Genomic DNA, 23922 nt, shown 5'->3' with positions numbered 1-23922 from the left:
GAAAGATTTGCATTTCTTTAAAAATGTTTATGCTTTCTTTGGTATGAATCGATTTGTTTTGGTCATTTTGTTTCTCTTTTGTCTTTCCTTACAAGCGAAAGATGCATACATACTCAGGGAAAGAGTGACTGATGAAACTGGCACTCTTTCGAAAGAGTTTCATTCCTATTTAGAAGAGAAATTAGCAAAGTATGAGAGCCAAACCACAAATCAAATAGTGGTCTTGGTGATTGAGAGTCTGGAAGGCGACAGCATTGAAGACTTCTCTATTCGCATGGCTGAAAAGAATCAGATTGGACAAAAAAATTATGACAATGGGGTATTGCTTACAATTGCGAAATCTGATCGAAAACTTAGGATTGAAGTTGGGTATGGCTTAGAAGGTCAGTTAACGGATGTTCTCTGTAATCGTATCATCAGAAGTGAAATCACACCCTACTTTAAGAAAGATGATTTTGAAAAGGGGATAGATACTGGAATCAATTCGATCATTGGTGGCATAGGCGGTACATATACTCTTCCCAAAAGTATTGTTGATCCCTATTTAGGTCCTTTACATGATCATCCTTTCATTCAATCGCTAAGGGAGGCTGACTTGGCTGGCTCGCATGAAGCATTGCCTTTACCCATAAAAATTTTTGTGACCGTGTTTGTATTATTTGTATTGGGAGTGTTTACTCATGCCGCGATCATAACACCTTACATGGGTTGGTTTATCTATTTTTTTCTTTTCCCCTTTTGGAGTATCTTTCCTATTGTCATACATGGATTTGATATAGGAGTTATCACGTTTCTATGCTATAGCATTGGTGTTGTCTTAATCAAACTCGTGTTACTTCTCACTCCTTGGGGGAGAAAGAAAATGAAATCATTTGACCGCATTGGTAGTGGCTCAAGTGGATCTGGTTCCAGTAGAAGTTCTTCGTCTAGTTTCGGAGGACGTAGTAGCGGAGGTTTCAGTGGGGGAGGGGGAAGCTTTGGCGGTGGAGGGAGTTCCGGAAGTTGGTAATGAGATCTATGTTCTTAGCGCGTTCTCTTGTAAGTTTTCTAAATGGATAGTGATCACAAGACCAGATGGTTGGTTTGCGCTAATTTTGATTTTAGCAAAACGATAAAAATGATTTAGCCTTGCTTTGATGTTGCCTAGAGATCTGCTCCAAATTTTTTCTTGGTTTTCTTCCAAGTTTGCGTCTAGACCATTGCCACTGTCGGCTATGCGAATGAGCACATTTCCTTTTGTATCCGATTTTGCCGAAACTTCTACTAGCCAATTTTGTGAGCTAGAATTTCGAAACCCATGTTTAAAGGCATTTTCAACGATCGGTTGTAAGGTGAGCGGGGGGATCAATACTTGCGAAAAATCACCTTCCTTTGTTAGGTGAATTTTCACTGTGTCAAAGAATCTGATTTTTTGCATATGCAAAAAGTCTTCTACAAAAGACCATTCTTCTTCAAAAGATATTAAATCCATCTCTGCCTTGTCAGACAAAAATCGATAGTTATTTGCAAGTTTGATTATGGCCTCACCTACTAGATTCGGCTTTGTTAGGTGCAGAGCGTGTATTGTATTTAATGAGTTAAATAGATAGTGCGGGCTGAGTTTTGTCTGAAGTGCCTTTAATTGTCCTTCTTTGAGTGCTTTTTCTGCCCTCAGGAGAGATTCTTCAAACTCAATCATCTTGGTTCTATGAGAGAAAATTTGTTTTTCCAGAGCTAATCCTTGCGCGAACACACCAAATAGAACTCCCCAATACGCAAGACTCCTAAGTTGAGACTGGTCTTGGAAAGATAAGTAAATCTCGATAGCGACTAAAACAAGTGTGATTGAAAAACCGATTACATGGCCTAGGCCGATCTCACTTCCGCGTTTCCATGCATTGTATGCAACGTAAATCGGGCAGAGAAAATTTAGAATCGCAAAAATAAGATAAAAAATCCTCAAACGTAAGATCCATTCCAATAAGATAGGAGATTGGTTGAAGTGTAATCGTACATATATATTGATGAGACCAATGATAAGATTTGTAAATATAAGTATCGAGAGCAAGTGATATCGATCATCTGGGAATAAGCGACGTAGTCCTGAGTGCATTGGAATAAATACAAAATTGGCACAAATGGTTGAAACAATGAAGATCGCATTTCTATCATATGAGATAAACTCTATGAATTGATTGCTCGTTAGACCAATGATTCCAATTAAAAATGTGAAACAAGCAAAGTCCAATAGGGCATGATAGCCTCGTTTGAATTGGATTAAATAGACAAGGGCGGTAAAAATTCCAATCACAACAAAAAAAGAATGAGTATACAGAGAAGTGAGATTTGACTTCGCGAAATGGACCAATACTTCATCCTTTGGCCCAACCATGTTTTGAACCAAATCAATATTAAAGAGTAGATTTTTCCCATGAAAGTATTTAATATAATATCTTTTTGAAGGAAATTTTCCAATGGGCACCCAGGAATAGTCTAACTCATGATATTCGGGCACCTCATCGCTCAGAGGATTTTTTTTGTATTGATAGAGGAGATTTCCATCCTCTGCATAGATCTCAAAGTTTGTCCCATTGTGTGTGATCAGAGTATAATCTTCAGGATTGATTTTAGTATTGATCTCTTCTGTACGAAACCAAATGATTTCGCTTGCCGCGATCCTAAGCAAAGCATCGGTATCTAAATAAGTGGTCGATTTAGGCCAATCGAAACTATCCGTAGAAGGAAAATTGTACCTACCATCAGGAAATCTTTCAATATCGCCAAGGATGTAGTGAACTTCCGTCAAATCCAAAATCTTTACATGGGAATGACGCCTTAACGAATCACCGAAGAATACAGGTAAGACTACGAAATAATGAAGGAGAAGAATCAATACAACCGTAAAAATACTAAGAACCAAAAAAGGCGATGTGAGAGATTTTTGGATCTTTGCCCACATAGCCTTTGGACTTAGTCCTCTAGATTGAAATTGATCGGCATCCTATGGGCCATTTTCCTGGGTTGGCCTTGCACGTAACCAGGGCTAAAGCGAAGTCTACTCGCAATTTTTAATGCAGCTTCGTCAAACCCATAACCTGCTTTTCCACTTACAATTTTGGCAGATTCCAAAGTCCCATCTTCGTTGACTTGCACCATTAAAATCACAGTTTTTTCTGAGATATTGGCAGCCCTTGCCTGAGCTGGAAAATAATCTTTTAAATCAAAATCAACGATAGGAGTTGGTGGTTTATCTCCATTGAATGAGAAAAGATAACCATCTTTGTCAGTACCATTTCCAGAAAGTTGGTTTGGGTTTAAGTCTGAGTTATCTGGCTCATCTTCTTTGTTTTTGTTGCTCCCTTCAATCCATTCGCTTTTTTCTACAGGTGCAGGTGAAGATGTGCCTCCAATGAGCTCTGGAGGAATATCATCGAAGTTCATATCCACATCTTCAAACTCAGTGTTTTCGCTCACTTCTTCATCGACCTGCATTTGGCTGATTCGATAAGCAGCATAGGAAGCTGTATGTAATATAAAGCTAAGTGCCAAACACAAATGGAAAAGTCGTTCCCGATTTTGGCGAACTGAGTGTGAGAACTTTGCAATATATTTGAGGTACTTTTTCATTTTTTTACACTTAATGCGATCTTTGTAACGCCTGCTTTGCGGATCAATCCCATTAGCTCAGTGATTTTTCCATAAGGCAAGGATTCATCGGCAGAGAGTGTAAGGCGCATATTTGGTTTTAACTTTGCCTTACGTTCCAAATCTCGCATCAATGCTGGGATTTGAATATCTTTGCCTTCTAAAAGGACAGCTCCATTTTTGGTGATCGCCACTTGAATGGATTCTGCAATGTTTGGATCGGCAGCTTGCACCTTTGGTAAATTGATGTTGATACTTTCTTTTTTTAGAAAGTTTGCAGTGACCATAAAAATCACAAGCAACACCAGAATCACATCCACCATAGGAGTGATATTTATACTTCCGATTTCTTCCTCTTGTGAGCTCGACTGTGCCATCTGTTACACCTTGTTTTTATTCATTTGGAAAGCGATGAATTCTTTTTTGAGTATTTCAAGATTTTGAAGGATTACCTTCGACTTTCTTGAAAAATAGTTATTTGCCATTACAACTGGTATCGCAACACCAAGACCTGCCGCGGTAGCCAATAGCGCAGTTGAAATGGATCGCATAACTACGTCCGCTCCCGAAGCACCGAGTGTACCTAGACCATAAAAAGCCTTGATCACACCTAAAACAGTCCCTAAAAGACCAATGAAAGGTGCGTTATTTCCTAAAGTGTTGAGGATAGGCAGGCGCTTTTCAAATTCTATTTTTTCAGAAATGATTTGGCCTTCTAAGCTTTCATCTAATCCTTTTCTGTTCATACCAATTTGACGAAGTGCAAAGTGTACGAATCTCCAATAAGAAGAAGTATGTGTTAACGGTGCTTCCCATGTAACTTCTGGTTTTTCATGCAAAGCATGTCTAACTTCTGTTAGAAATTGGTCATTCAATTTGCCCATCGACTTTCGATAGTATAAAATTCTTTCCAAAAAAACACCCAAAGCAATGACACTAGCAATGGTCATGGCTAAAAAGACTAAATTTTCCCCTATTTCTACAAAATCTTGCATTTTACTCTCCGTTTTGAATATAGTTATAGATCAATAATCGCGAAATATCGGCGTTTGTAATGTTGCTGTTTGTCGCCTGGAAACAACCTCGTATACAGGAATTAACAGTTGGATTTGAAGCATTGGAATTGAAAAGAGCAGTTGTGGTTGCAACTCTACACTCTCCAGAAGCCAGTTTGGTAGTCCAGTCCGTATTTTGGCAATTCAATACACAAGTTTGGCCTCTCTGTGACATTTGGTTAAAGGCAGAGCTTGTAAGGATTGTATTGCATTGGCTCGTGTATGTCTCATCAGAGACCGAGGGTGCCGCCTCTCCCAAAGCGGTAAGCGGTGCAAACAGACATTCGTTTCGTTTTTTAGATGCATTTACGCAAGCTCCCGTTGGGTCGTTGGGTGCATTGACAAGTGCAATCCAAAGAGTGGTTTGAAAACGCTCTTCGAACTGGTTGTCCTCTGGAGGCCTGCAAAAGAGGAGTGAAGACGTGACTAAAAAAGCCAAAAGAAGTGGAAGAGAAACTTTCATTAGAAATGTGCCTCCATACCAATGTTGAAGAACGGGATGACTGTTCGATTGGGCAGTTCTAAAGTACCGAACGTTTGGGAAGGAACTGGGTTTGTTCCTGAGAATGGCCTTGAGTTATCAAAACTTTCTCCGTTTGTATTCTTTCGTAAGTAAACGTTCACGATCTCTAAGTACCAATTGATATAACCCCATGAATAATTTTCAAATTTATCCAAGCGAATGTCCAATCTATGATAATCGGCGCCTCTCTTTGTATTTCCAAACTCTGCTGTGTATGGGTTATTGGAGTATCGTGCATTCCAAAAGGTTTGTCCGTTGGCAGGGTTTGAAAACTGACCACCGTCATCACCAATCACCCTTTGGTAGGGAACTGAGGTAAGATAGCTCCATCTACCACCTAACTGATAGTCTTCGTTGATTCTCCATCCGTAAATTACGTTCGCAACGTGCGTTCTGTCCCATGTTGCGAGCTGTTCTTTCGAATTGTTGTAATACTCGGCTATGACTTGCCTTTCTACAGCACTGTATTGGAAGGTATCACCATCATACACTCGGTAGATATTGGAATTGTAGAAAGTTTGGGACCAAGTATACGAAACCCAACCAAACCAGTCGCGAGATCCTTGTTTGGAATTTTTTCGCAATAGAACTTCGTATCCATGTGACCATCCTGTTCCCTTATTGGAATAGTTTAAGGAACGGTTAGAGACGAGTGGGTTACTCAGCCATTGGCTTTTGTCAGGGTTCAAACCGATGGGCACAGAAGCAAAAGGATCATTCACAATTGTGTCACGGAATTGGTTTTTGAAGGCTTCGATTTTGACTTCGTAGACTTGGCCAAACTTTAAGCTAAAACCACCACCAGTCTTTCTCACCTTTTCAAATTCCAAATTTGGATTTCCTGTTTCTCGGTTGAAGACAGTAGTCTGCGGAAACCGCGCCATATCCCCACCATTTCCAAAGATAGTGAGTCCATTTAAAACTTCGGGGAAGGTATAAGAAATGGTGGCCCTAGGCCCAAGTGCCCCATTCCGAGTGATCTCTAAATGGTCATAACGCACGCCTGGTTCGAAAGCAAAATTTCCGAACTTCGCTTTGATCGTTGTATATCCGTTGTAATATCCTGAAGTTCCTCGAACTGATAAAGGTCTGGATACGAAGTCGGGATTGGTCGTATTGTATGGGTTTGGTGATGGATTGGTTGGATCGCGCAACTGGATCTCGGTTCCGTAATCATTGAACGAAAGTTTACGGTATTCCGTACCAAAATCCACCTTGATTTGGCTAGTAGCCGTCCATGTGGCATCTTGCCTAAGCCCTACATAGAGAGCACGTGTAAATTGTTTCCCTTGGATGGAACCCAAAGAAATGTTATTTTCCGTGATAGGGTCGTAGTTAATTAATGTAAGTCGATTTTGAAATTTTTCACTTGGTGTCCAAGTGTGCCTGAGGGCAGTTGTACGGAAACTCAATCCTACCGAGAAACGACCTCCTGCAAAAGTTGAAAGCTCATCTTTTGTTGGGTCATTTGCACCATTGTTGGGTGCTGCAATCGCAAAGTTGTCCTGTGCGGTCAGGTTGTAGAATGCGATTTGGTGTTCTTGTGAAAAATTGTATACAAACTTCACCTGAGAGTCGTTATATCTTGGCAATCGAATGCCATCTGGCAATAAACCAGATTGCCCGAGAGTTCTATCCAAATAGCCATATTTTCCGCCGACAGCTACATATCCCTTGCCGTTCGCAAACGGGGTTGCCGCATAGGCTGTCGTATTCCAAAGAGAAACTTGGAATGCCCCTTTCGTTTTTTGTACGGCATCTACTGTTTCTATCTCGATCACACCACCGGTCGCATTGTTGAAGTTTGCTGGGTATGCTCCACTGTATAGATCAATCGTTTTGATCAAGTCGTTGTGGATGACCGAAGTGAGTCCATCTAAGTGAAAGGCATAAAGAATTGGGAGGTCATCATAGAGAAAGGTATTTGATTGAGGGTCTGCACCTCGGACAATGATTCCATTCGCACCACCACCAAAACCGATGTTGGGAATCACACCTGGTAAAGTCTCGAGAGCCCGCAATGCCTCCCCAAAAGTTCCTGGCATCCTTTTGATTTCTTCATAGCGAACCTTTGTCCTTGCTGCGACAGTTTTCTCACGTTCACCTTCCACAGTGATGCCACCTTTGGGAGGTGCTTTACGCTCAGTGTAAACAGTTCTAGTTTCATCCCCGCTGACGCTGATTTTTATATCAGTTGGTCCTGTTTCTCGGAGTAGACGCAAAGTATATTCGCCGGCATTTGGAAATTCAATATTTACATTTCCTTCACCATCTGTTTGGAAAAACTTTTTTGTCTCAAAGACCATGACGGTTAGATTCTTCTCGCCTGTCTCTGTTTTAGCATTGTAAAAACGTAACTTCAGAGTTACGGCAAACATGGGTTGGCTGAAAAACAGCAAGAAGAGAACGATTAGATAATTATTTAATTTGAATTTTACTGATGCCATTGAAGTTCACATACCAAGGAAGATCGCCTGTTTCGTTTTGACTGTAAATGAGGAGACAAGGTAAAGGATAACCTACAAAAGGACATCCTGTTCTTGTGATCGAAATTGTACAAAGATCTAAGTTTCGCTTAATGGGTTTTGTTACCACAATTAGAGGTGGGTTCGGAATTTGAGAACCACATCGGTCAGCGGCAAATTTTGCAGCGGCATAGATTTGACTTTGAGCGTCGTTCACATCTACAACTTCTGCTTCTTGGCCACATGCAATGAAGAATGGTAGGAGCAAAAAAATTAATTTTGATTTCATTTCTTTTTCTCCTTTGTTTGTATTGTATCTTCTTCTATTTTCTTTTCACCGATCACATCAGCCACTACGACGACAGCTGTCACAAGGCCGAGAGGAAAATAAGGCCTATCCTCGCGAATGATTTGGATGTTAACAAGAGATCTCCCCTCCGGAAATTTTTCCAATACTTGGCTCATCGCTAAATCAATGCTAGGAGCCTTTGTTACTGGAATCATACCTAACAAAAAAAATGCGGTGTCTTCACCCTTTCCTTTGCCCAAGACAACATAATTGGTGGAATAGAAATTAGTGGCTGCATCATACAAATGGATCTCATTTCTGACCTTCATACCAATGCAATTGAGGAAACATAAGGAAAGCCCAATTGACAGTATGCTGAAATTCAGAGCTCGGAATTTCATTATCTTGTCTTTCCCTTTGTAGTCGTAGTGTTCGCGTTTGCGTTGGTAAAACGAACCAAATCTCCCTTGATTCCAAATCTATGGCGGAGAAAAGGACCGAAGACTGCTTTTTCATTGTAATAGCGAATATTCACAATGGCATCTGCTTCCTCTGTGCCCACTAAATCAGAATAGATTTTATCAATCGGAGGAGTGTCTGTACTTGCCCCAATTAAGATGATGTCGATCGAGTACCATGTAAAAACCTTATCTACAGTTTTAATCGTTTCATAGGTAGTGTTAGGAATCGGTCTGTTGCTTGTCGCAAGTCCCACTGTTGAAGAGGCACAATTTCCGAATATGAATAGAAGCAAAGCAGATACGGTAAAGAGTTTGAAATGTTTCATAGATTTCTCCGACAACTCGAATGTAAACCATTCTAGAATTAGTCAAGAAATCCATCTCCCAACTTAGGTCATTCTACGGAATTGGGAGTCAACGCTACGTATTTAGGAGTTTATTTAAAATTTAACGCAAACCTAACATTTCTTTCAAGGCTAAGGCATAGGATCTTCCAACTGGGAGTACAGTTTCATCTAGGTTTTTTAGCTGTAGAAGATAGGCTCCGCCCTTATCATAACGAAGGTTAGCTATGAATAGTTTGTTGACTAAATAACCTTTGTGAATTCGAACAAAGGTTTCACTTGGAAGTTTTTCTTCGATTTCCTTTAGTAATTTGGGTGTTTCATAATCTTTGTTTTCGGTGTGAATCACGGAACTTTTGTTATGAGAAGATACATAGTGAATTTCGGACAAATTGAGGATATGTGTAGCGGATTCGCTTTGGATGTGCAGGCGACCACTTTGTGGATTTTCTGGACTGGCGTTTCCTTTCTCTTTGATCATTTTCAGGAACTTTTCTACCGACTTTCTAAACCGATCAAAGGAAAAGGGTTTCAAAAGGTAATCCACGGCTTCTAGATTGAAGGCTTCAACTGCGTATTCACTATAGGCGGTTGTGAAGATAAAAGAAGTTCCATCTTGCTTTGCCAGTTTGATGATGTCTATGCCAGTTATGGCAGGTAAATTGATGTCAATAAAAACCAAATCAAACTGTTTCTCTTTTAAAAGATCAATGGCCTTGTTCCCATCTTCTGCGATCCCGGCCAGTTTGAGTTCGGGACAGTTTAGGATATAATCGATCATCAGCATCCGTGCTGGGTATTCATCCTCCACAACCAAAGTTTGGATTTGTCTTTCTTCTGGCATGCTACTTAGGAATTCTTTCTACTGAGCCAGTCAATCAAACCATAATTTTTTATTGTTCTTTTTGAAAAATCAGTCATACACTGTCTATGCATCGTTGGTCTATCGGGAATCGAACGTACCATTTTGAATCTTTGAAATCTCTCCTGGCCAAGGCAAGCCCTCTTCGTTCGGGAGATGTTTTGGCTGGATTGGCAGCGGAAACTATGGAAGAGAGAGTGGCTGCCCAATATTGTTTGGCCGACCTTCCCCTTTCCCATTTTTTACAAGAGGAATTGATTCCATCTGAAGTGGATGAAGTATCACGATTGATCGCAAAACAATTTGATGCGAATGCCTTCTCTGAAATCAGCCATTTAACGGTGGGAGGCTTCCGAGAGTGGATTTTGTCAGAAAAAACAGACCCAGAAACTTTGCAGCGAGTCCGTTTTGCGCTTCGTCCCGAGATGGTTGCCGCAGTATCCAAACTCATGTCTATCCAAGATCTCATCTTAGGTGCCCAAAAGTGCAGAGTGGTGACAGGTTTTCGAAATACCATTGGTGAAAAGGGCCGTTTATCTGTCCGTTTACAACCAAACCATCCTACAGACGATCTAAAGGGAATCGCGGCTAGCATTTTGGATGGATTGCTTTTGGGATCTGGAGATGCGGTAATCGGTATCAATCCAGCGACTGACAGTTTGGCGATCACTAGGCAATTGCTCGATTTTACCGATTCGATTCGTAGAAAATATGAAATCCCTACACAGACATGCGTTCTATGCCACGTGACAAATTCCATTGAGCTCATGAACTCAGGTGCACCGGTGGATCTCGTATTTCAATCGATAGGTGGAAGCCAAAAGCTAAACGAAAGTTTTGGATTTAATTTGGGTATCTTAAAAGAAGCCTACGAACAAGCTTTATCGCTAAAACGTTTTACGGTTAAACCAAATGTTATGTACTTTGAAACGGGACAAGGAAGTGCTCTCTCTGCAAATGCTCACCATGGCATTGACCAACAGACAATGGAAGTAAGAGCCTATGCAGTGGCTAGAGAATTCTCACCATTGTTAGTCAATACAGTTGTGGGATTCATTGGTCCAGAATATCTATTCAATGGAAAACAAATCATCCGTGCAGGTTTGGAAGACCATTTCTGTGGTAAATTGATGGGCTTACCTATGGGTGTAGATATCTGTTATACGAATCATGCTGATGCAGACTCTGATGACATGGATATGTTGATGACTTTACTTGCTGTTGCGGGAGTTAACTTCATCATGGGAATACCTGGCTCAGACGATGTTATGTTATCCTACCAAAGCACTTCATTCCATGACACTCTCTATCTACGTCAATCACTAGGACTAAGGCCTTCTCCAGAATTTGAACATTGGTTAGAATCTCGGGGTATCATAAATGAAAATCTTTTACCAGTATCAAATTCACAAAAACAATTGTTAGCTGGTTTTTCTGAGGCTTTTTATGACTGAATCAGAATTTGAATCTTCATGGGAACCCTGGAGGCAGTTTACAGCCGCAAGAGTTGGCCTACGGAGATCAGGTGGCTCCATAGGAACAAAGGATTTGTTGCGATTTCGTTTAGACCATGCAAAGGCAAGAGATGCAGTTTGGGGGGAATGCGATTGGCCATTCCTCTTAGAAGAAATTAAAAACATAACCAAACTTGTTCAAGTAAAGAGCCGAGTCCAGACTAAGCAGGAATATTTACTCAGACCAGATCTTGGTAGAAAATTGGACCAAGACTCTGAACGATTTTTAGAACAGAGTCCATTGATAGAGGACCCTTCAAAGATTCTGATCTGTGCATCAGACGGACTTTCTGCAACTGCTCTCAACCAAAATTTAATCCCTCTACTGTTGCTCCTTTGCCAAGAGCTGAAGTCTCGTTTCCAATTCCTTCCTCCTGTAGTGCTTGTGGAAAGAGGAAGGGTTGCCATAGGAGATGAGGTTGCATCCAGATTGCAAAAATCTGTTCTCATTATGCTCATTGGGGAACGACCGGGTTTGAGTTCAGTCGATAGTCTTGGTGCTTACCTCACTTTTCAGCCAAAACCTGGTTATACGGACGAAAGCCGAAATTGTATCTCAAACATAAGACCAGAGGGAATGGCATTGCCGATGGCTGTAAAAAAGATCGCGTATCTTGTGGAAGAGATGCTTTTGAAAAAGATTTCAGGTGTTCAACTTAAAGATAGAATGGAAGCATCCTTAGAAGAAAAAGAAATTAAAAAATTAAACAATCTCTAGTATAACGTAGGTTATATCATCCTTCAGTTCACTATCGGAAAAGTCCAAAATTTCAATTTGGATGGCTTCTGCCAACTCTTGGATGGATTTATTGCGACTTGATTGTACGATCCGAATCAAGCTAGATTCACCAAACATTTTACCATCTGTTCTTGCTTCCGTGACACCATCGGTATAAAAGATGATACGATCGCCTGGATGCAGTGATTCCTCGACTTCTGGATAGACGAAAGACTCTCTCCAACCAAGGATCGAACCTCTTACTTTAAAAAATTGAAACTGCGGCACATTTACGTTATAAACAAAAGGATTTGGATGGCCTGCACTGCTCAGAGTGATTGTCTGGGTTTTCAAATCTATGAGCGCACAGGATGCAGTAATGTAGTATTTGCTCACTAGGTGTATCAAAGAGTCATTCATTCGAGACAGCACTGCACCTGGGCGAAATGTATCTTTTGCAATTTCCCGAAATTGAACTTTGACCATGGAAGAGACAAGTGCGGCAGGAACACCATGGCCAGCAACGTCAGCAACAAACAAAAGCAATCTATCTTGGTCAATGACAACCCAATCATAAAAGTCTCCGCCTACTTGTTCCATTGGCAAATAGGTAGGGTGAAGTCTTAATCCATGTAAGTCGGGCGGATCCTTAGGCAATAGATGACCTTGGAGTTGTGATGCAAAAAACAAGTCTTCTTGCAATTTATAATTCTTTTGGTTAATTTCTTCCGTACGAATTTGTACGCGCTTTTCTAAATCTCTCGTCAGTTCTGAGAGTTCTTGTTCATTAATCGCATTCCTAGCACTGACAGTAACAGCAGACAATAGCATAAGGAAAAGAAATCCGTATTGGGTGAGATATATGTTTTTTCCGCTGGTCACATCAATGAGGATATCAATAAGCCCAGCAATACAAACAATGAGAAATCCCAGGCCTAAGAGCAGAGCCTCTCGTTTGAAGATCCTTGAGGCACGGTAAACTCCTCTGATGACAAAAAAGACCAAGGGAAGTAAGAGTACTTCCCAGATCCGTAAGAGTATGATCCGGTCAGCAATTCCGATGGGGAGAAGATTGATAGCTGCAATGCAAAACACCAAAGCTAACAATAAAAACTCCTTCAATCGGATGGGATCTCGGAAAATTGAGTAGCTGAATAAAAGTAGTGCCGCTGGAAATAAAGTTTGAGATACAAAAAAGATTTTTAGAAGAGTAAAAAAACTCAGACCACTATATGTGTGTGTGATATTTAAAAGTGGAAGTCTCCAAAAAACAAAGCAGATACTGGAAAGTAGTAGATAGGTTTGAGCAAATGCTTTCTTGCGAAGTATGATTGCAAAGATTTGGTATGCTCCAATACCAAAGAATAACATTAGAATACAAAGGTCTCTCAAATCTTCAACGAGGATGTTCCCCCTGAGTAATTCTAGGTTTCCGATTTCAGGGACGGAGCGAAAGATACCGCCTGGCAATGTTTTATTTTGGTAGAATACATGGATCTCTATTGTATTTTGTGCACCTCGTTTGATCAATCCATCTGGTAGATAATATAATCTCTTATAATACCAATTAGGTGAATATTCTCCGTAGGGCGGAAAATTTCCAGTCCCACCAATTTGTACACCATTCAAATAAATTTTGTCTGCTTCTTGTATGCGATTGAGATAAATGCCTTGGGCAGGAAACACAGTTCCTTCTGGATAGAAAAAATGAATCCGGTAGCGCCCATTTGTTGGTGGAGGATAGCCTTGTTCCACCAAACCTTTGGCGATCTGCACAGGTTTTGTGTGGTGGCTTCCTTCTAAGGAGAAGGTCCAATCTTCTGACAAAGGCATTTTATCGAAGGGATTGACGACAACGGTTTCAGCGGTGAGCCGATCCATGGGTATAAGGCTGAGAAGCCAAAGAACCAGAGGCAATGTTGTAGTGATTTTGATCCGAATTGCCTTCATTTTGACCTAAATTTTCACAGATACTCAGGGAATCCAACAAAATGGGAAAGAAGTAATGGATTTCCGCTCCGCATCCCTGACTCTATCTAAAGAGTATGACCCTCACGCAATTGAAATACATCGTAGCTGTCGAACAGCACAAGAGCTTTGCGCGTGCAGCTGAACAGTGTTTGGTAGCTCAGCCTACTCTGAGTTTGCAAATCCAAAAGTTGGAGCAAGAGCTGGGCTTTGAATTGTTTGATCGTAAAAAGAATCCAGTGGTTACGACAAAGATCGGGGCAGAGATAATCAAACAAGCCAAACTAACGTTAACTGAAACGGACAAACTGTACGAGATAGCAGGCCAATTTAAAGACGAGCCCACTGGTAGTATCAGCATTGGCATCATACCAACGGTTGGGAATTATCTCATTCCACTTGTATACCAAAAACTCCAAACAGAATTGGGAAAGGTCAGAATCCAAATTTCTGAACTTCCCACCTCGTCTATCATAGAAAAACTAGAATCCGATCAATTGGATTTGGGCATCTTAGCTACACCTTTAAAGATTTCCAATTTAGTGGAGATTCCTATTTATTATGAGCCATTTTTAGCTTATTATCCCGAAGGTGCTCGGGACAAAAGTAAAACTGTGACAATGAAAAACATAGAGAAATACCCATTACTTGTGTTAGGTGAAGAACATTGTTTCCGTCACCAATCTCTTAAAATTTGCAATCATAATGCCATTGCAAAGATTGAAAGTGGAAGTGTGGAAACGCTCAAACGAATGGTGGATATGGGCATAGGTGTCACACTTTTACCTAAGTTATCCATTTCCGAACATTCTGAACGTATTGTACCCTTCGAAAGCCCGGAGCCTGCTCGGGAGGTAAGTTTTGTTTACAAAACAGGATTTTTTAAATCCAAAATTTTGAAAAAAATCACTGAAATCATTCGTAAGGAAATCCCGAAGGATTTACAAAAGAAAGATAAGTTCCGGGTGGTTGGGATCTCTTTGGAAAGTTGATCATTTAAAATATAAATCATGTCATTTATACTATTTATTTTACAAATGAGGTGAGCTGGGCTATATTCTAATCAACAGGAAAGGAGATCTAGAATGTCCAAAATCAACCAACAAATCCCAGAATTTACAGTGGAGGCCTTCCATCAGGGAGCTTTCAAAAAAGTAAGTAAAAAAGACGTACTTGGCAAATGGTCTGTCTTTGTTTTTTACCCAGCAGACTTTACCTTTGTATGCCCAACAGAACTTGGCGATGTCGCTGACCATTACGATGAACTTCAAAAAATGGGTGTCGAAGTATACTCTGTATCAACAGACACACATTTTGTTCACAAAGCTTGGCACGAGGCAAGTGACACCATCAAAAAAATCAATTTTCCAATGTTAGGTGACCCAGCTGGTGTACTATCGCGAGGATTCGATGTCATGATCGAAGAGGCGGGACAGGCACTTAGAGGAACTTTCGTGGTGAATCCAGAAGGTTTGATCAAAACAGCAGAGATACATGACTTAGGTATCGGAAGGTCAGCTGAAGAGTTAGTAAGAAAGGTACAAGCTGCGCAGTATGTTGCCCAAAACGACGGTGAAGTTTGCCCTGCTAAATGGAAGCCAGGTGTGAAGACCTTAAAACCAGGTCTTGACTTAGTAGGAAAAATCTAAAACAGAAAAAATCCGGGTGCGAACCACCCGGATATTAGGAGAAAAGCTATGTTAGATGAAGATTTGAAGCAACAAGTAAAAGAGTACTTTAAAAATTTAAAAAGTGATGTCGTGGTTCGTTTGTATCCAGGGAAACATGAATCGAGAGAAGAGTTGGTTTCATTTCTGACCGATTTAGTTTCTCTCTCCGATCGGCTATCTTTAACTCAACCAAATGTTGAGAAATCAGGTGTCTACTTTGATGTTTACAACGGTAAAACAGCGGTAGCCTTTGATGGGATTCCAGGAGGACATGAATTTTCTTCTTTAGTATTGGCGATACTTCAAGCTGGAGGTTCTCCTTTGCGATTGGATGCCTCCCTGGTTGAGGCGATTCAACAAATCCAAGATGATCTACAATTTGAAACCTATGTGGCCTTGGATTGTCACAATTGTCCAGAGGTCGTGCAAACCTTAAATGCATTTTCCCTTGTAAATCCTAAGATTAAAAATGTTATGATTGATGGTGCACTGTTTCCGGACAGAGTGAACGAAAAAAAGATCCAAGGAGTTCCCACGGTCTATTTGAACGGAGAAAGATTTCTTTCTGGGCAGGCCGATACCGCTAAAATTTTTGATAAACTATTGGAATCTGTAAAACTAAATTTAGCTCCAAAAGAAACAAAAGAGGACAGTACAGTATATGATGTTACAGTCATTGGAGGAGGGCCTTCTGGCGTTGCCTCTGCTGTATATACGGCAAGAAAAGGACTGAAGGTATTACTCATAGCCGAAAGAATGGGTGGTCAGGTGAAAGATACGGTAGGCATTGAAAATATCATCTCTGTCCCGTATACAACAGGGCAAGAGCTTTCCAGCACCTTGGCTAAACAATTGGAGTCAAACCAAGTTGCAAAGCGAGAGAACGTAAGAGTCACTATGATCGAGCCTGGTGTGATCAAAAAAATACACCTCAATACAACTGAAGTCATTTCAACAAAAACAATTATCATCTCGACGGGTGCAAAGTGGCGAGAGTTGAATGTTCCTGGCGAAAGAGAAAATATCGGCAAAGGTGTGGCCTATTGTCCACATTGTGATGGACCTTTCTTCAAAAACAAAGATGTGGTTGTAGTAGGAGGCGGCAATTCAGGTGTAGAAGCGGCACTGGATTTGAGTGGAATTGTAAAATCTGTCACCTTGATAGAGTTTGGTGACCAACTCAAAGCGGACAAGGTCCTCGTAGAAAAGATGGAGCAAACCAAAAATATACGTAGTGTAGTTTCGGCTGAGACAAAGGAAATACTTTCTTCGGGAGATAAAGTTACAGGTCTAATTTACCAAGATAGGAAAGATGGAAGACAAATCTCTTTAGAGACTGATGCGGTCTTTGTACAGATCGGTTTGGTTCCCAATAGTGGATTTGTGAAGGATCTTGTCCAAACAAATCGATTTGGTGAAATCCTCGTAGATGAAAAATGCCGTACCTCTGTGGACGGGATCTTTGCTTGCGGAGATGTCACTCAGACTCCTTACAAACAGATCGTAATAGCTATGGGTGAGGGTGCAAAGGCCGCAATCAGCGCCTTCGAACACTTACTCCATGCCGCTTAGTCAAAAAACGTTTCTTGGCTATCCTTTGATGGATCGCCAAGAAACGAAATGTTTTTTCATTCTTTTCTTGCAAACCAAACAGAAAGATCTGACTCTGAGCCCATGAGTTCATCCAAACCAAGTTGGCTACACCGATTGTTAAACATTTACTTTCGAATCATTTGTATTTTGGCTGTTGATTTGATCATTAGCCTTATCAATGCAAAGATACTTTCTATGCATTCCAATTACCACAAAACACTTGTAACCGCGGCAGGAATGTTGGTTGTACTACTACTCGTCTTATTTCTCTTCAGCATCATCGATCGACTCACAAAATTTGTCCTGAAGGTAACTGTGGAGATGGGAAATTTTTTAGGATTCCGAAAGACAATGATCTTTTTGATCCTTTCTGGAATGCTTGTGGCTGTCTACTCAGGATACCACTATGTTTGGTTCGGGTCCCTTCCTGATTATGGATTTATCTATAACCAGACAGCAAAATCTCTACCGACTTTTTAACAAAGGCTTTATAGTCGATCTGGAAGGCTTGGAAACGATTGTCTTTCAAAACCTCTTTGACATTTTCTGAGGGAGAACAATGTGACCAAGCGCCGATGGCAAAGGCATGTGCCTGCATTAAGAAAGTAAAGGCATCGTCTTGAGAGTGAAATCCTAAGGCTTTTGTGAATTCAGGTAAGATTTCATGGATTTCTGTTAAGAGAGCAGATTTGAACTCACGAATGGTTTCTACACTCGCATTTTTTTCCAAGATCGCTGAAACAATCGGAAGTGAATTTAAGAATCTGGTATGGCGATCAAAGGAACCTACAAACCAATCTGGGAAAGAAACCTGTACTGTTTTGGCCTCTTCCAAATAGACCTTCAGGTCATCAAACCAATGTTGGTAATCTAGAATGTGAACTCGCAAATATAAATCTTCTTTTGTGGGAAAATACAGATAAAGAGTGCCTTTTGCTACTTTGGATGTGAAGGCCACCTCATCCATTGACAACTCATTGTAGTCTTTTGTCAGAAGGAGATTTGCTGCTGTCTGGATAATGCTTAAGCGTTTCGAAAGTTTATCCCGTTCCAGTACGGCTCTCTTTCGGATTGGCTTTTTTGCTTGGAGACTGCGACTCACAGCCCTATCTTACAAGAGGGAAACATTTCATCCAGAAAAAAATCAAATTTCTTTTAGCTCGAAGTGCCTTTTTCGACAGCAAATGGAAGGGCAAGGCCAGGCAGCCATTTGAGATAACTTACACCTAACAATATGCTTGGTGAAAATTCTCTAAACTCATCCACAAACCAAAACCAAGGAAAAGGAGAATCTTTTCCGTAAGTAAGTTGGATTGCATCACGACCATCTAGCTTAGATTTTGTGATGGCGGTATTCATAGGATATTTTTGGAGGAGTGCCTCTGAATTTTTTTGGGAAAACAAATTGATGGACCGTGTACTTCCAGAGAAATCTTTGCCCCACCAATTTTGGAAAGATACAAGTGCTAAGGAAAAACGTGCTAGGGAAACAAACCAATTCGGACCTATCCAAACTACACGATAGGTTCCAGTAGGAATGGAAGTAGGACTGGGAAGCGAGAGGAAGATTTCCTTGGACTTGAAAATAGAGGGTTTGATTTCTACAAAGGAGCTCACAGAAAAAGGACACGGAACAAAAATCAGACTGCAAAGTCCTTTTTTCTGAGCACAAAAAAAAAGTATCTTGCTCATTCGTTTCTTTCACGTAAACAGGAACGAATTCTTAGGGAGTGCGTTTATGTTTCGTCTTTTCACCGTTCTTTTTCTCACGAGCTTTTTGGTTTCATGTAATGCAGGGGTCTACTTTAAGGGTTTTATACGCACCATCAAACGTTCCATACTCCCTGCTTCCTGCCAGGTAGATATCAAATTGGATACGAGTGGTTTGGAGTATATGGAAGATTTGTGGGACTACGAGTTCCAAATTTCTGAAGAGACAAACTTTACTGAATTTGCCGATGCCGTCCAGCTCACGCCAAACACCCAAGTAAGCGGAGCCAATCGGGATTGGAGCTCCACTCGTTTTTCCCTATCCTATTGGAACCTTTCACCGGGAGTAGAATACAAAATCAAGGTGGGGAAGTTTTTCTCGGAGAATGATTGCCTTCACTCTGCAGATGCGAGTGATTCCGAATATTCAATTCCTGCACTTAAGGTGAAGCCTCATTTTTCCCTCTCTAGGCAAAACATTTTTGAATCCGATCAAAACAAAATACTACCCGTCTATGTGAACAATATAAACGAACTCAATGTGAAAACGGCCGAACTAAGTACGCAAGCACTCCTTGAGGCACTTAGTAGTAAAGGTCGATTGTACTATGAATCCAATAGCGGACTCAATTGGAAAAAATCAAAATGGAAGCCCGATCTCAAATACAATCTCTACTCGAACCAAGGTATGCCATTGGAGCCTTATTTTCCCAAGGCAAACCAAGGAAAAGGATGGATAGCACTCAGTTTAGGCGCAAATGTCATCGGCGATAAAAACCAAGAAGAGTACAAGACAGAGAGCATTTTTTTACAATCAACCAATTTGGGGATAACGAGTAAGTCCGACCAAGAAGCCATCCATGTTTGGGTTCACACTCTATCCAAAGCCGAGCCCGTACAGAATGCACAAATGACTCTATACGAAAATGGCTTAAATCGTGGCACTTGCCTAACAGACAACCAGGGACACTGTGTCCTTCCAGCTTTAAATGAAAAATCGTCTTTGGAAAAATCAGTGATCATCGCGGAACATGAGCCATCTAAAGATAAGGCGTTTTTACATTTTTATGAAACGGAATCAGATGATTACTATTATGATGACGGTGACTATGAAACTACAAATGTTAAGGGAAAGATATTTTTTGACAGAAAGTTGTATCGTCCGGGAGATCAGGTAGAAATTAAAGCTATCTTAGCAGAGAGAAAGATCAACGGATTGGTGCCCTTCGCTGGCAAAAAGGCCATCATCGCTATCCGGGATTCAGAGGGACGAGAAATCACATCTCAAACATTGAATACAAGTGCGCAAGGCGGAGTCTATCTCTCGCATAAAATTGATACTGATGCTTCATTAGGCCATTATAATGTTAGTATAAACTTAAACGATAAAGATGGATATATCACATCTGATTCCTTTCAAGTTGAAGAATTTAGACCAGTCAACTTTCTTGTAAATGTCAAGTTACCTAAGGAAGGTATTAAGGATAAAAAACTCAATGCCATCGTAGAAGGGCGTTATCTTTTTGGAGCCCCTATGGTCGGAGCCAAATATACGTATTCATTGCTCCGAAGGAATCGTTCTGTTTACTTTGACGAATATCCAGACTTCCGATTTTCACAGTCCTACTATGATTACGAGGATGAATACGGAAGTTCTCGATCCGATTACGTTTCAGGTTCTGAAGGGAAACTGGGTGAGAAAGGATATGCTGAGATTGAAATTCCTCTGACAGGATTGGAAGAAAAATTTTCAACAAAAGATGAAGACATCCAAATCCTAAATCCTTTGACTCTGTTAGTTGAGTCATCGGTGCAAGATGTCGATGGCAAATCAGTCAGTAAATCTGCCTCAATCCCATATTCTCCTTCTTCGCATTTTGTGGGATTGTCTGCAAAAGATAGATACCAAGCCATGGACAAACCATTCCAGTTCAAAGTGATTTCAGTGGGAAGCGATAAAAAATTGCAGGCAGGGAAGGATTTAACTGCCTACATTATTTACAATGACTGGACATCTGTTCTCTCAAAAGGGATTGGCAAATTCTTTTTTCGAAGCAACCAGCTAGAAAAGAAAATAGTAAAAACGATAAAATTAAAATCCGAGCTTCAGCCAAAACCTTTCGAATACCGAGCAGAGGATTCAGGTTCTTATACTCTACTTGTCGTGAATGGTGACAAAATGTACTCCCGAATGGATTTTTATGCCTACGAAAAAGAGTCTTATTACACTTGGGATTTTCGTAGTGATGATTCAATCGAATTGCGCTCAGACAAAAATGAATATGATATCGGAGACCAAGCAAAGATTCTCATCAAATCCCCTTTACAAAATGCTCGGGCAATCGTAACGATCGAAAGAGAAAAGGTATTCGAAACTAGGACGCTTACCATGAAAGGAAATAGTGTTCCATTAGAACTCAAAATTGAAGACGCTCACCTGCCCAATGTTAAAGTGCATGTACTTTTGCTCTCCGGAAGGATGGCAGCTCCCAAGGACGCCTCAGCAGAAGATCTGAAAACCTTTCTGTCCGAGGATTTAGGAGCCCCAAAAGCAAAAACTGGCTCCATCACTCTTAAGGTAAATTTAAAAACCAAAATCTCTGAATTGAGCATTAAAACAGATAAGGAGGAATACAAACCTGGTGAGGTTGTGAAACTTTCGATACAGACCGAACCTAACGCTGAGCTTACGGTATCTGTTGCTGACAGAGGAGTTCTAGATTTAGTTGGCTATTCCTATTCCAATCCTATCCAAATCTTTTATCAATATTGGAATTCTTGGGTAAAATCGTTTGAATCTCGTACGATGGTCATACGCCAATATTTATATGAAAATAAAGGGGATAGCCCAGGTGGGGATTATGGTGAAGAATCCGGTGGTGGTTTTTCCGTGGATTCGGAATCAGGTGCTCGAAAAGATTTTCGCGACACTGCTTATTGGAATCCTTCAGCTGTAGCCAATTCGTCTGGGAAGGCAGAATTGAGTTTTACCTTACCCGATAATTTGACTACCTTTCGGGTAATGGTCGTAAGTGCAAACCAAGGTAAGTTTAATGCGGGCAATGAAGAGTTTATTGTAAAGAAGAGTTTAGTGCTTCAGAAAACAGTAGCGAGGTTCATCCGAGTGGGAGACGAGCTAGAATTAGGTGGAAGCATCACAAACAATACTAAAATCAATGCATCCTTCAAATATAAAATAGAATCTCCTTTTCTCCAAGAGAAATCTGAATGGCAAATCTTAAAATTAAATGGTGGAGAGACAAAGGAAGTTCTAAGAAAATTTGTTATCACAGAGCAAGAATTCACCAAACGGAAAAAAATGGCCAATGGTGGTGAAGTAAACGTTAGCTTCACAATGTATGTGGAACCAAATCAAATGGATGTGTTCCCAAACTTAAAAAAATCAGATCTTAGCGATGCCTTGCAGGTCACTATCCCAGTTAAAGATTTTGAGCCAGTTACCAGTTACCAAACTGCATCCTACACCGACCAAGAATACAATGCGAACGTACCTCTTCCTTCAGAAAAGGTAACATCCTTTTACAATGGAAATATATCCTTTCGACTTTCTGCGACGGCCTTGACTGGTTTGAAAAACGCTTTTGATTTTTTTGAAACAAATCCTTACTTTTGTATGGAACAGAGGACTTCTGCTTATCTTCTTTCTATTAGTGCTGGTGAATTGCTGAGAGAATTTGATTATAAAGTGCCTCCAGGAGAATACTATGATTTTAAACAAATCGAAAAGATATTTTTAGACGAGATGACAAAGTTTCAGGTTTCTGATGGCAGTTTCCGACTTTGGAAGGATGGATATGGCTCTCGGGGATACCCTTATTTAACTGCTTACGTCTTATATGGAATGTTACTCGGAAAAGAAAAAGGGAAACGCATCAACCAAGAGGCCTATCAGGCAGGCTTAAAGTATCTCAATGAATACATCAAAAATCCAACCGAAACAAAAAAGGCATCTTGGCAAACTATGGCATTGATTTATGAAGTATTAAGTCGAGATGGACAAAATGTAACTTTGATTGAAAAAACTCTATTGGACAATTTTACAGATCTGAACCTTAAATCCAAAGGTATTTTTTTACTTCGCTATGCAAAGAACCACAATTTGCAAAACAAAGAAACAGATGCCATCTTTGCAGGGAAATTCAAGGAATACGCTTCTAAATTTACTTGGGATAAAGATATGATAAAATTAAATTTAGAAGATAGGAATTTGTATGATTATTCATATTACAACACTGCTTCAACTTTGGCATATTACCTTCGTCTTTTGATCCAAATAGATACAAATAATCCAAAAATTCCTGATTTGGTGAAAGATATTCTTTTGTCAAAACAGGAGGCCTATTGGATGGATAGTCACAGTGTAGCAAATTTAGCCATTGCGTTGTCTGAATACAGAAATCGTTTTGAAGCTACAGATTCACAGACATCCGCATTAGTTGTATTAGCTGGAGACAAAATCATCCAAGAAAGTTTTTCTTCGAATTCAGATCGTTTGTTTAAACTTGACCTGCCATTTGAAAAAATAACAAACCAAGGTACTAGTAGCCAAAAACCACTGCAAATCAAAAGAACTTCAGATTTGGGTAGGATCTACTTCCAAACAAGAGTATTCTATACTCCATTGAAAGATAAGACACAAAAAAAAGAACAGGGTCTTAAAATTCAAAAGACTATTTATAAAATTAAAGGAAGAGACGACGATGGAAATCCGGTTTTAGAAGAAGCAAAAGGATTTACAAGAGGGAATATGTACCTCGTGGAACTTGTAGTCAATTCGGATGAGGTCCGTTCTTTTGTGATGATCACAGATCCTATACCGAGTTCTACAGAAGTCATCAATTCTTCCTTTCTTACAGAAAGCGCGGAAGTTGCCGAGGCAGTTGATGTCACGGAAGATAGTTGGTATGGTGGAAACCAAGAGTATAGAGATGATAGAGTGCTGTTTTCCAGAGATTATCTTCGGAAAGGAGAAACTAAATTTAGATACCTATTGCGGCCAGTTGCCAAAGGAAATGTTAGCATGCCAGCATCAAAGGCATTCATGATGTATCGACCAAATATTTTTGGAAATACTTCAACAATTAACTTAAAAAGTGAGTAATCAC

21 protein-coding genes are annotated in these 23922 nt (G+C 40.3%); 9 read left to right on the top strand and 12 right to left on the bottom strand.

Going from position 1 to position 23922, the window contains the following annotated elements; all coding sequences use genetic code 11:
• Positions 1-7: 7 nt before the first annotated feature.
• Positions 8-1009 (top strand): TPM domain-containing protein, encoded by a 1002-nt coding sequence (locus tag DI060_RS12295; protein WP_244594385.1) that lies wholly within the window; start codon positions 8-10, stop codon positions 1007-1009.
• A 6-nt stretch (positions 1010-1015) separates the two neighbouring features.
• Here DI060_RS12295 and DI060_RS12290 read toward each other — a convergent pair whose 3' ends face one another.
• From DI060_RS12290 to DI060_RS12275, 4 genes are read right to left on the bottom strand one after another with little or no spacing between them, the layout of a single operon-like run.
• A complete protein-coding gene (locus tag DI060_RS12290) occupies positions 1016-2938 on the bottom strand; it encodes a sensor histidine kinase (RefSeq protein WP_108977011.1) in 1923 nt (640 codons plus the stop codon).
• Positions 2939-2949: 11 nt separating this feature from the next.
• Positions 2950-3606: an energy transducer TonB gene (locus tag DI060_RS12285; RefSeq protein WP_108977009.1), complete on the bottom strand. Its 657-nt coding sequence runs from the start codon at positions 3604-3606 to the stop codon at positions 2950-2952.
• A complete protein-coding gene (locus DI060_RS12280; RefSeq protein ID WP_108977007.1) occupies positions 3603-4001 on the bottom strand; it encodes an ExbD/TolR family protein in 399 nt (132 codons plus the stop codon). The genes DI060_RS12285 and DI060_RS12280 overlap by 4 nt, the downstream gene beginning before the upstream one ends.
• Before the next feature lie 3 nt (positions 4002-4004).
• Positions 4005-4619, bottom strand: coding sequence for a MotA/TolQ/ExbB proton channel family protein (locus DI060_RS12275; RefSeq protein ID WP_108977005.1), 615 nt, complete (start codon positions 4617-4619; stop codon positions 4005-4007).
• A gap of 59 nt (positions 4620-4678) precedes the next feature.
• On the opposite strand from DI060_RS12275, the gene DI060_RS18855 reads away from it, so the two are divergent.
• Positions 4679-5047 carry a hypothetical protein gene (locus tag DI060_RS18855; RefSeq protein WP_135355049.1) on the top strand — a complete coding sequence of 123 codons (369 nt, stop codon included), beginning with the start codon at positions 4679-4681 and terminating at the stop codon, positions 5045-5047.
• Between the two features lie 94 nt (positions 5048-5141).
• Here DI060_RS18855 and DI060_RS12265 read toward each other — a convergent pair whose 3' ends face one another.
• The 5 genes from DI060_RS12265 to DI060_RS12245 all read right to left on the bottom strand — a co-directional run bounded on the left by DI060_RS12265 (position 5142) and on the right by DI060_RS12245 (position 9605).
• Positions 5142-7649 carry a TonB-dependent receptor plug domain-containing protein gene (locus DI060_RS12265; protein WP_108977000.1) on the bottom strand — a complete coding sequence of 836 codons (2508 nt, stop codon included), beginning with the start codon at positions 7647-7649 and terminating at the stop codon, positions 5142-5144.
• Positions 7621-7956 (bottom strand): hypothetical protein, encoded by a 336-nt coding sequence (locus DI060_RS12260; protein ID WP_108977161.1) that lies wholly within the window; start codon positions 7954-7956, stop codon positions 7621-7623. The genes DI060_RS12265 and DI060_RS12260 overlap by 29 nt, the downstream gene beginning before the upstream one ends.
• Positions 7953-8357, bottom strand: a complete 405-nt coding sequence (locus DI060_RS12255) for a hypothetical protein (protein ID WP_108976998.1) — start codon at positions 8355-8357, stop codon at positions 7953-7955. The genes DI060_RS12260 and DI060_RS12255 overlap by 4 nt, the downstream gene beginning before the upstream one ends.
• Positions 8357-8743 carry an LIC20211 family lipoprotein gene (locus DI060_RS12250; protein ID WP_108976995.1) on the bottom strand — a complete coding sequence of 129 codons (387 nt, stop codon included), beginning with the start codon at positions 8741-8743 and terminating at the stop codon, positions 8357-8359. Before DI060_RS12250 ends, DI060_RS12255 begins: the two co-directional genes overlap by 1 nt.
• 121 nt (positions 8744-8864) lie before the next feature.
• Entirely contained in the window at positions 8865-9605 is a 741-nt protein-coding gene (locus DI060_RS12245; RefSeq protein ID WP_108976994.1) for a LytR/AlgR family response regulator transcription factor, read from the bottom strand.
• Positions 9606-9691: 86 nt separating this feature from the next.
• Between DI060_RS12245 and DI060_RS12240 the strand changes: the two genes are divergently transcribed.
• Together DI060_RS12240 and eutC are read left to right on the top strand one after the other, a co-directional pair.
• Positions 9692-11077, top strand: coding sequence for an ethanolamine ammonia-lyase subunit EutB (locus DI060_RS12240; protein ID WP_108976992.1), 1386 nt, complete (start codon positions 9692-9694; stop codon positions 11075-11077).
• Positions 11070-11855 (top strand): ethanolamine ammonia-lyase subunit EutC, encoded by a 786-nt coding sequence (gene eutC, locus DI060_RS12235; protein WP_108976990.1) that lies wholly within the window; start codon positions 11070-11072, stop codon positions 11853-11855. Before DI060_RS12240 ends, eutC begins: the two co-directional genes overlap by 8 nt.
• On the opposite strand, the gene DI060_RS12230 is transcribed toward eutC, so the two are convergent.
• Positions 11841-13805, bottom strand: coding sequence for a PP2C family protein-serine/threonine phosphatase (locus DI060_RS12230; RefSeq protein ID WP_108976988.1), 1965 nt, complete (start codon positions 13803-13805; stop codon positions 11841-11843). The two genes, eutC and DI060_RS12230, sit on opposite strands and share 15 nt — an antisense overlap.
• 95 nt (positions 13806-13900) lie before the next feature.
• Between DI060_RS12230 and DI060_RS12225 the strand changes: the two genes are divergently transcribed.
• The 4 genes from DI060_RS12225 to DI060_RS12210 all read left to right on the top strand — a co-directional run bounded on the left by DI060_RS12225 (position 13901) and on the right by DI060_RS12210 (position 17566).
• The gene (locus DI060_RS12225; protein ID WP_108976986.1) at positions 13901-14815 is read left to right on the top strand and encodes a hydrogen peroxide-inducible genes activator; all 915 of its coding nucleotides are present in this window, start codon (positions 13901-13903) and stop codon (positions 14813-14815) included.
• Between the two features lie 93 nt (positions 14816-14908).
• Positions 14909-15472, top strand: a complete 564-nt coding sequence (gene ahpC / locus DI060_RS12220) for an alkyl hydroperoxide reductase subunit C (protein ID WP_108976984.1) — start codon at positions 14909-14911, stop codon at positions 15470-15472.
• Positions 15473-15520: 48 nt separating this feature from the next.
• Positions 15521-17065, top strand: coding sequence for an alkyl hydroperoxide reductase subunit F (gene ahpF, locus DI060_RS12215; RefSeq protein WP_108976982.1), 1545 nt, complete (start codon positions 15521-15523; stop codon positions 17063-17065).
• 48 nt (positions 17066-17113) lie between these two features.
• Positions 17114-17566, top strand: a complete 453-nt coding sequence (locus tag DI060_RS12210) for a hypothetical protein (RefSeq protein ID WP_244594384.1) — start codon at positions 17114-17116, stop codon at positions 17564-17566.
• Here the strand turns inward: DI060_RS12210 and DI060_RS12205 are convergent.
• Positions 17526-18188, bottom strand: coding sequence for a TetR/AcrR family transcriptional regulator (locus DI060_RS12205; RefSeq protein ID WP_108976980.1), 663 nt, complete (start codon positions 18186-18188; stop codon positions 17526-17528). The two genes, DI060_RS12210 and DI060_RS12205, sit on opposite strands and share 41 nt — an antisense overlap.
• 53 nt (positions 18189-18241) lie before the next feature.
• Positions 18242-18778 (bottom strand): hypothetical protein, encoded by a 537-nt coding sequence (locus DI060_RS12200; RefSeq protein ID WP_108976978.1) that lies wholly within the window; start codon positions 18776-18778, stop codon positions 18242-18244.
• Positions 18779-18824: 46 nt separating this feature from the next.
• Between DI060_RS12200 and DI060_RS12195 the strand changes: the two genes are divergently transcribed.
• Entirely contained in the window at positions 18825-23918 is a 5094-nt protein-coding gene (locus DI060_RS12195; protein ID WP_108976976.1) for an alpha-2-macroglobulin family protein, read from the top strand.
• Positions 23919-23922: the final 4 nt, after the last annotated feature.

The sequence above is a fragment of the Leptospira ryugenii genome, from assembly GCF_003114855.1.
Classification (GTDB): domain Bacteria; phylum Spirochaetota; class Leptospiria; order Leptospirales; family Leptospiraceae; genus Leptospira_A; species Leptospira_A ryugenii.
This window is presented reverse-complemented; position numbering and strand designations above follow the sequence as displayed.

Coding starts and splice junctions, on each gene's coding strand:
- DI060_RS12290 (WP_108977011.1), bottom strand. CDS start 2,938: ATGTGGGCAAAGATCCAAAAATCTCTCACATCGCCTTTTTTGGTTCTT.
- DI060_RS12285 (WP_108977009.1), bottom strand. CDS start 3,606: ATGAAAAAGTACCTCAAATATATTGCAAAGTTCTCACACTCAGTTCGC.
- DI060_RS12280 (WP_108977007.1), bottom strand. CDS start 4,001: ATGGCACAGTCGAGCTCACAAGAGGAAGAAATCGGAAGTATAAATATC.
- DI060_RS12275 (WP_108977005.1), bottom strand. CDS start 4,619: ATGCAAGATTTTGTAGAAATAGGGGAAAATTTAGTCTTTTTAGCCATG.
- DI060_RS18855 (WP_135355049.1), top strand. CDS start 4,679: ATGTTGCTGTTTGTCGCCTGGAAACAACCTCGTATACAGGAATTAACA.
- DI060_RS12265 (WP_108977000.1), bottom strand. CDS start 7,649: ATGGCATCAGTAAAATTCAAATTAAATAATTATCTAATCGTTCTCTTC.
- DI060_RS12260 (WP_108977161.1), bottom strand. CDS start 7,956: ATGAAATCAAAATTAATTTTTTTGCTCCTACCATTCTTCATTGCATGT.
- DI060_RS12255 (WP_108976998.1), bottom strand. CDS start 8,357: ATGAAATTCCGAGCTCTGAATTTCAGCATACTGTCAATTGGGCTTTCC.
- DI060_RS12250 (WP_108976995.1), bottom strand. CDS start 8,743: ATGAAACATTTCAAACTCTTTACCGTATCTGCTTTGCTTCTATTCATA.
- DI060_RS12245 (WP_108976994.1), bottom strand. CDS start 9,605: ATGCCAGAAGAAAGACAAATCCAAACTTTGGTTGTGGAGGATGAATAC.
- DI060_RS12240 (WP_108976992.1), top strand. CDS start 9,692: ATGCATCGTTGGTCTATCGGGAATCGAACGTACCATTTTGAATCTTTG.
- eutC (WP_108976990.1), top strand. CDS start 11,070: ATGACTGAATCAGAATTTGAATCTTCATGGGAACCCTGGAGGCAGTTT.
- DI060_RS12230 (WP_108976988.1), bottom strand. CDS start 13,805: ATGAAGGCAATTCGGATCAAAATCACTACAACATTGCCTCTGGTTCTT.
- DI060_RS12225 (WP_108976986.1), top strand. CDS start 13,901: ATGACCCTCACGCAATTGAAATACATCGTAGCTGTCGAACAGCACAAG.
- ahpC (WP_108976984.1), top strand. CDS start 14,909: ATGTCCAAAATCAACCAACAAATCCCAGAATTTACAGTGGAGGCCTTC.
- ahpF (WP_108976982.1), top strand. CDS start 15,521: ATGTTAGATGAAGATTTGAAGCAACAAGTAAAAGAGTACTTTAAAAAT.
- DI060_RS12210 (WP_244594384.1), top strand. CDS start 17,114: ATGTTTTTTCATTCTTTTCTTGCAAACCAAACAGAAAGATCTGACTCT.
- DI060_RS12200 (WP_108976978.1), bottom strand. CDS start 18,778: ATGAGCAAGATACTTTTTTTTTGTGCTCAGAAAAAAGGACTTTGCAGT.
- DI060_RS12195 (WP_108976976.1), top strand. CDS start 18,825: ATGTTTCGTCTTTTCACCGTTCTTTTTCTCACGAGCTTTTTGGTTTCA.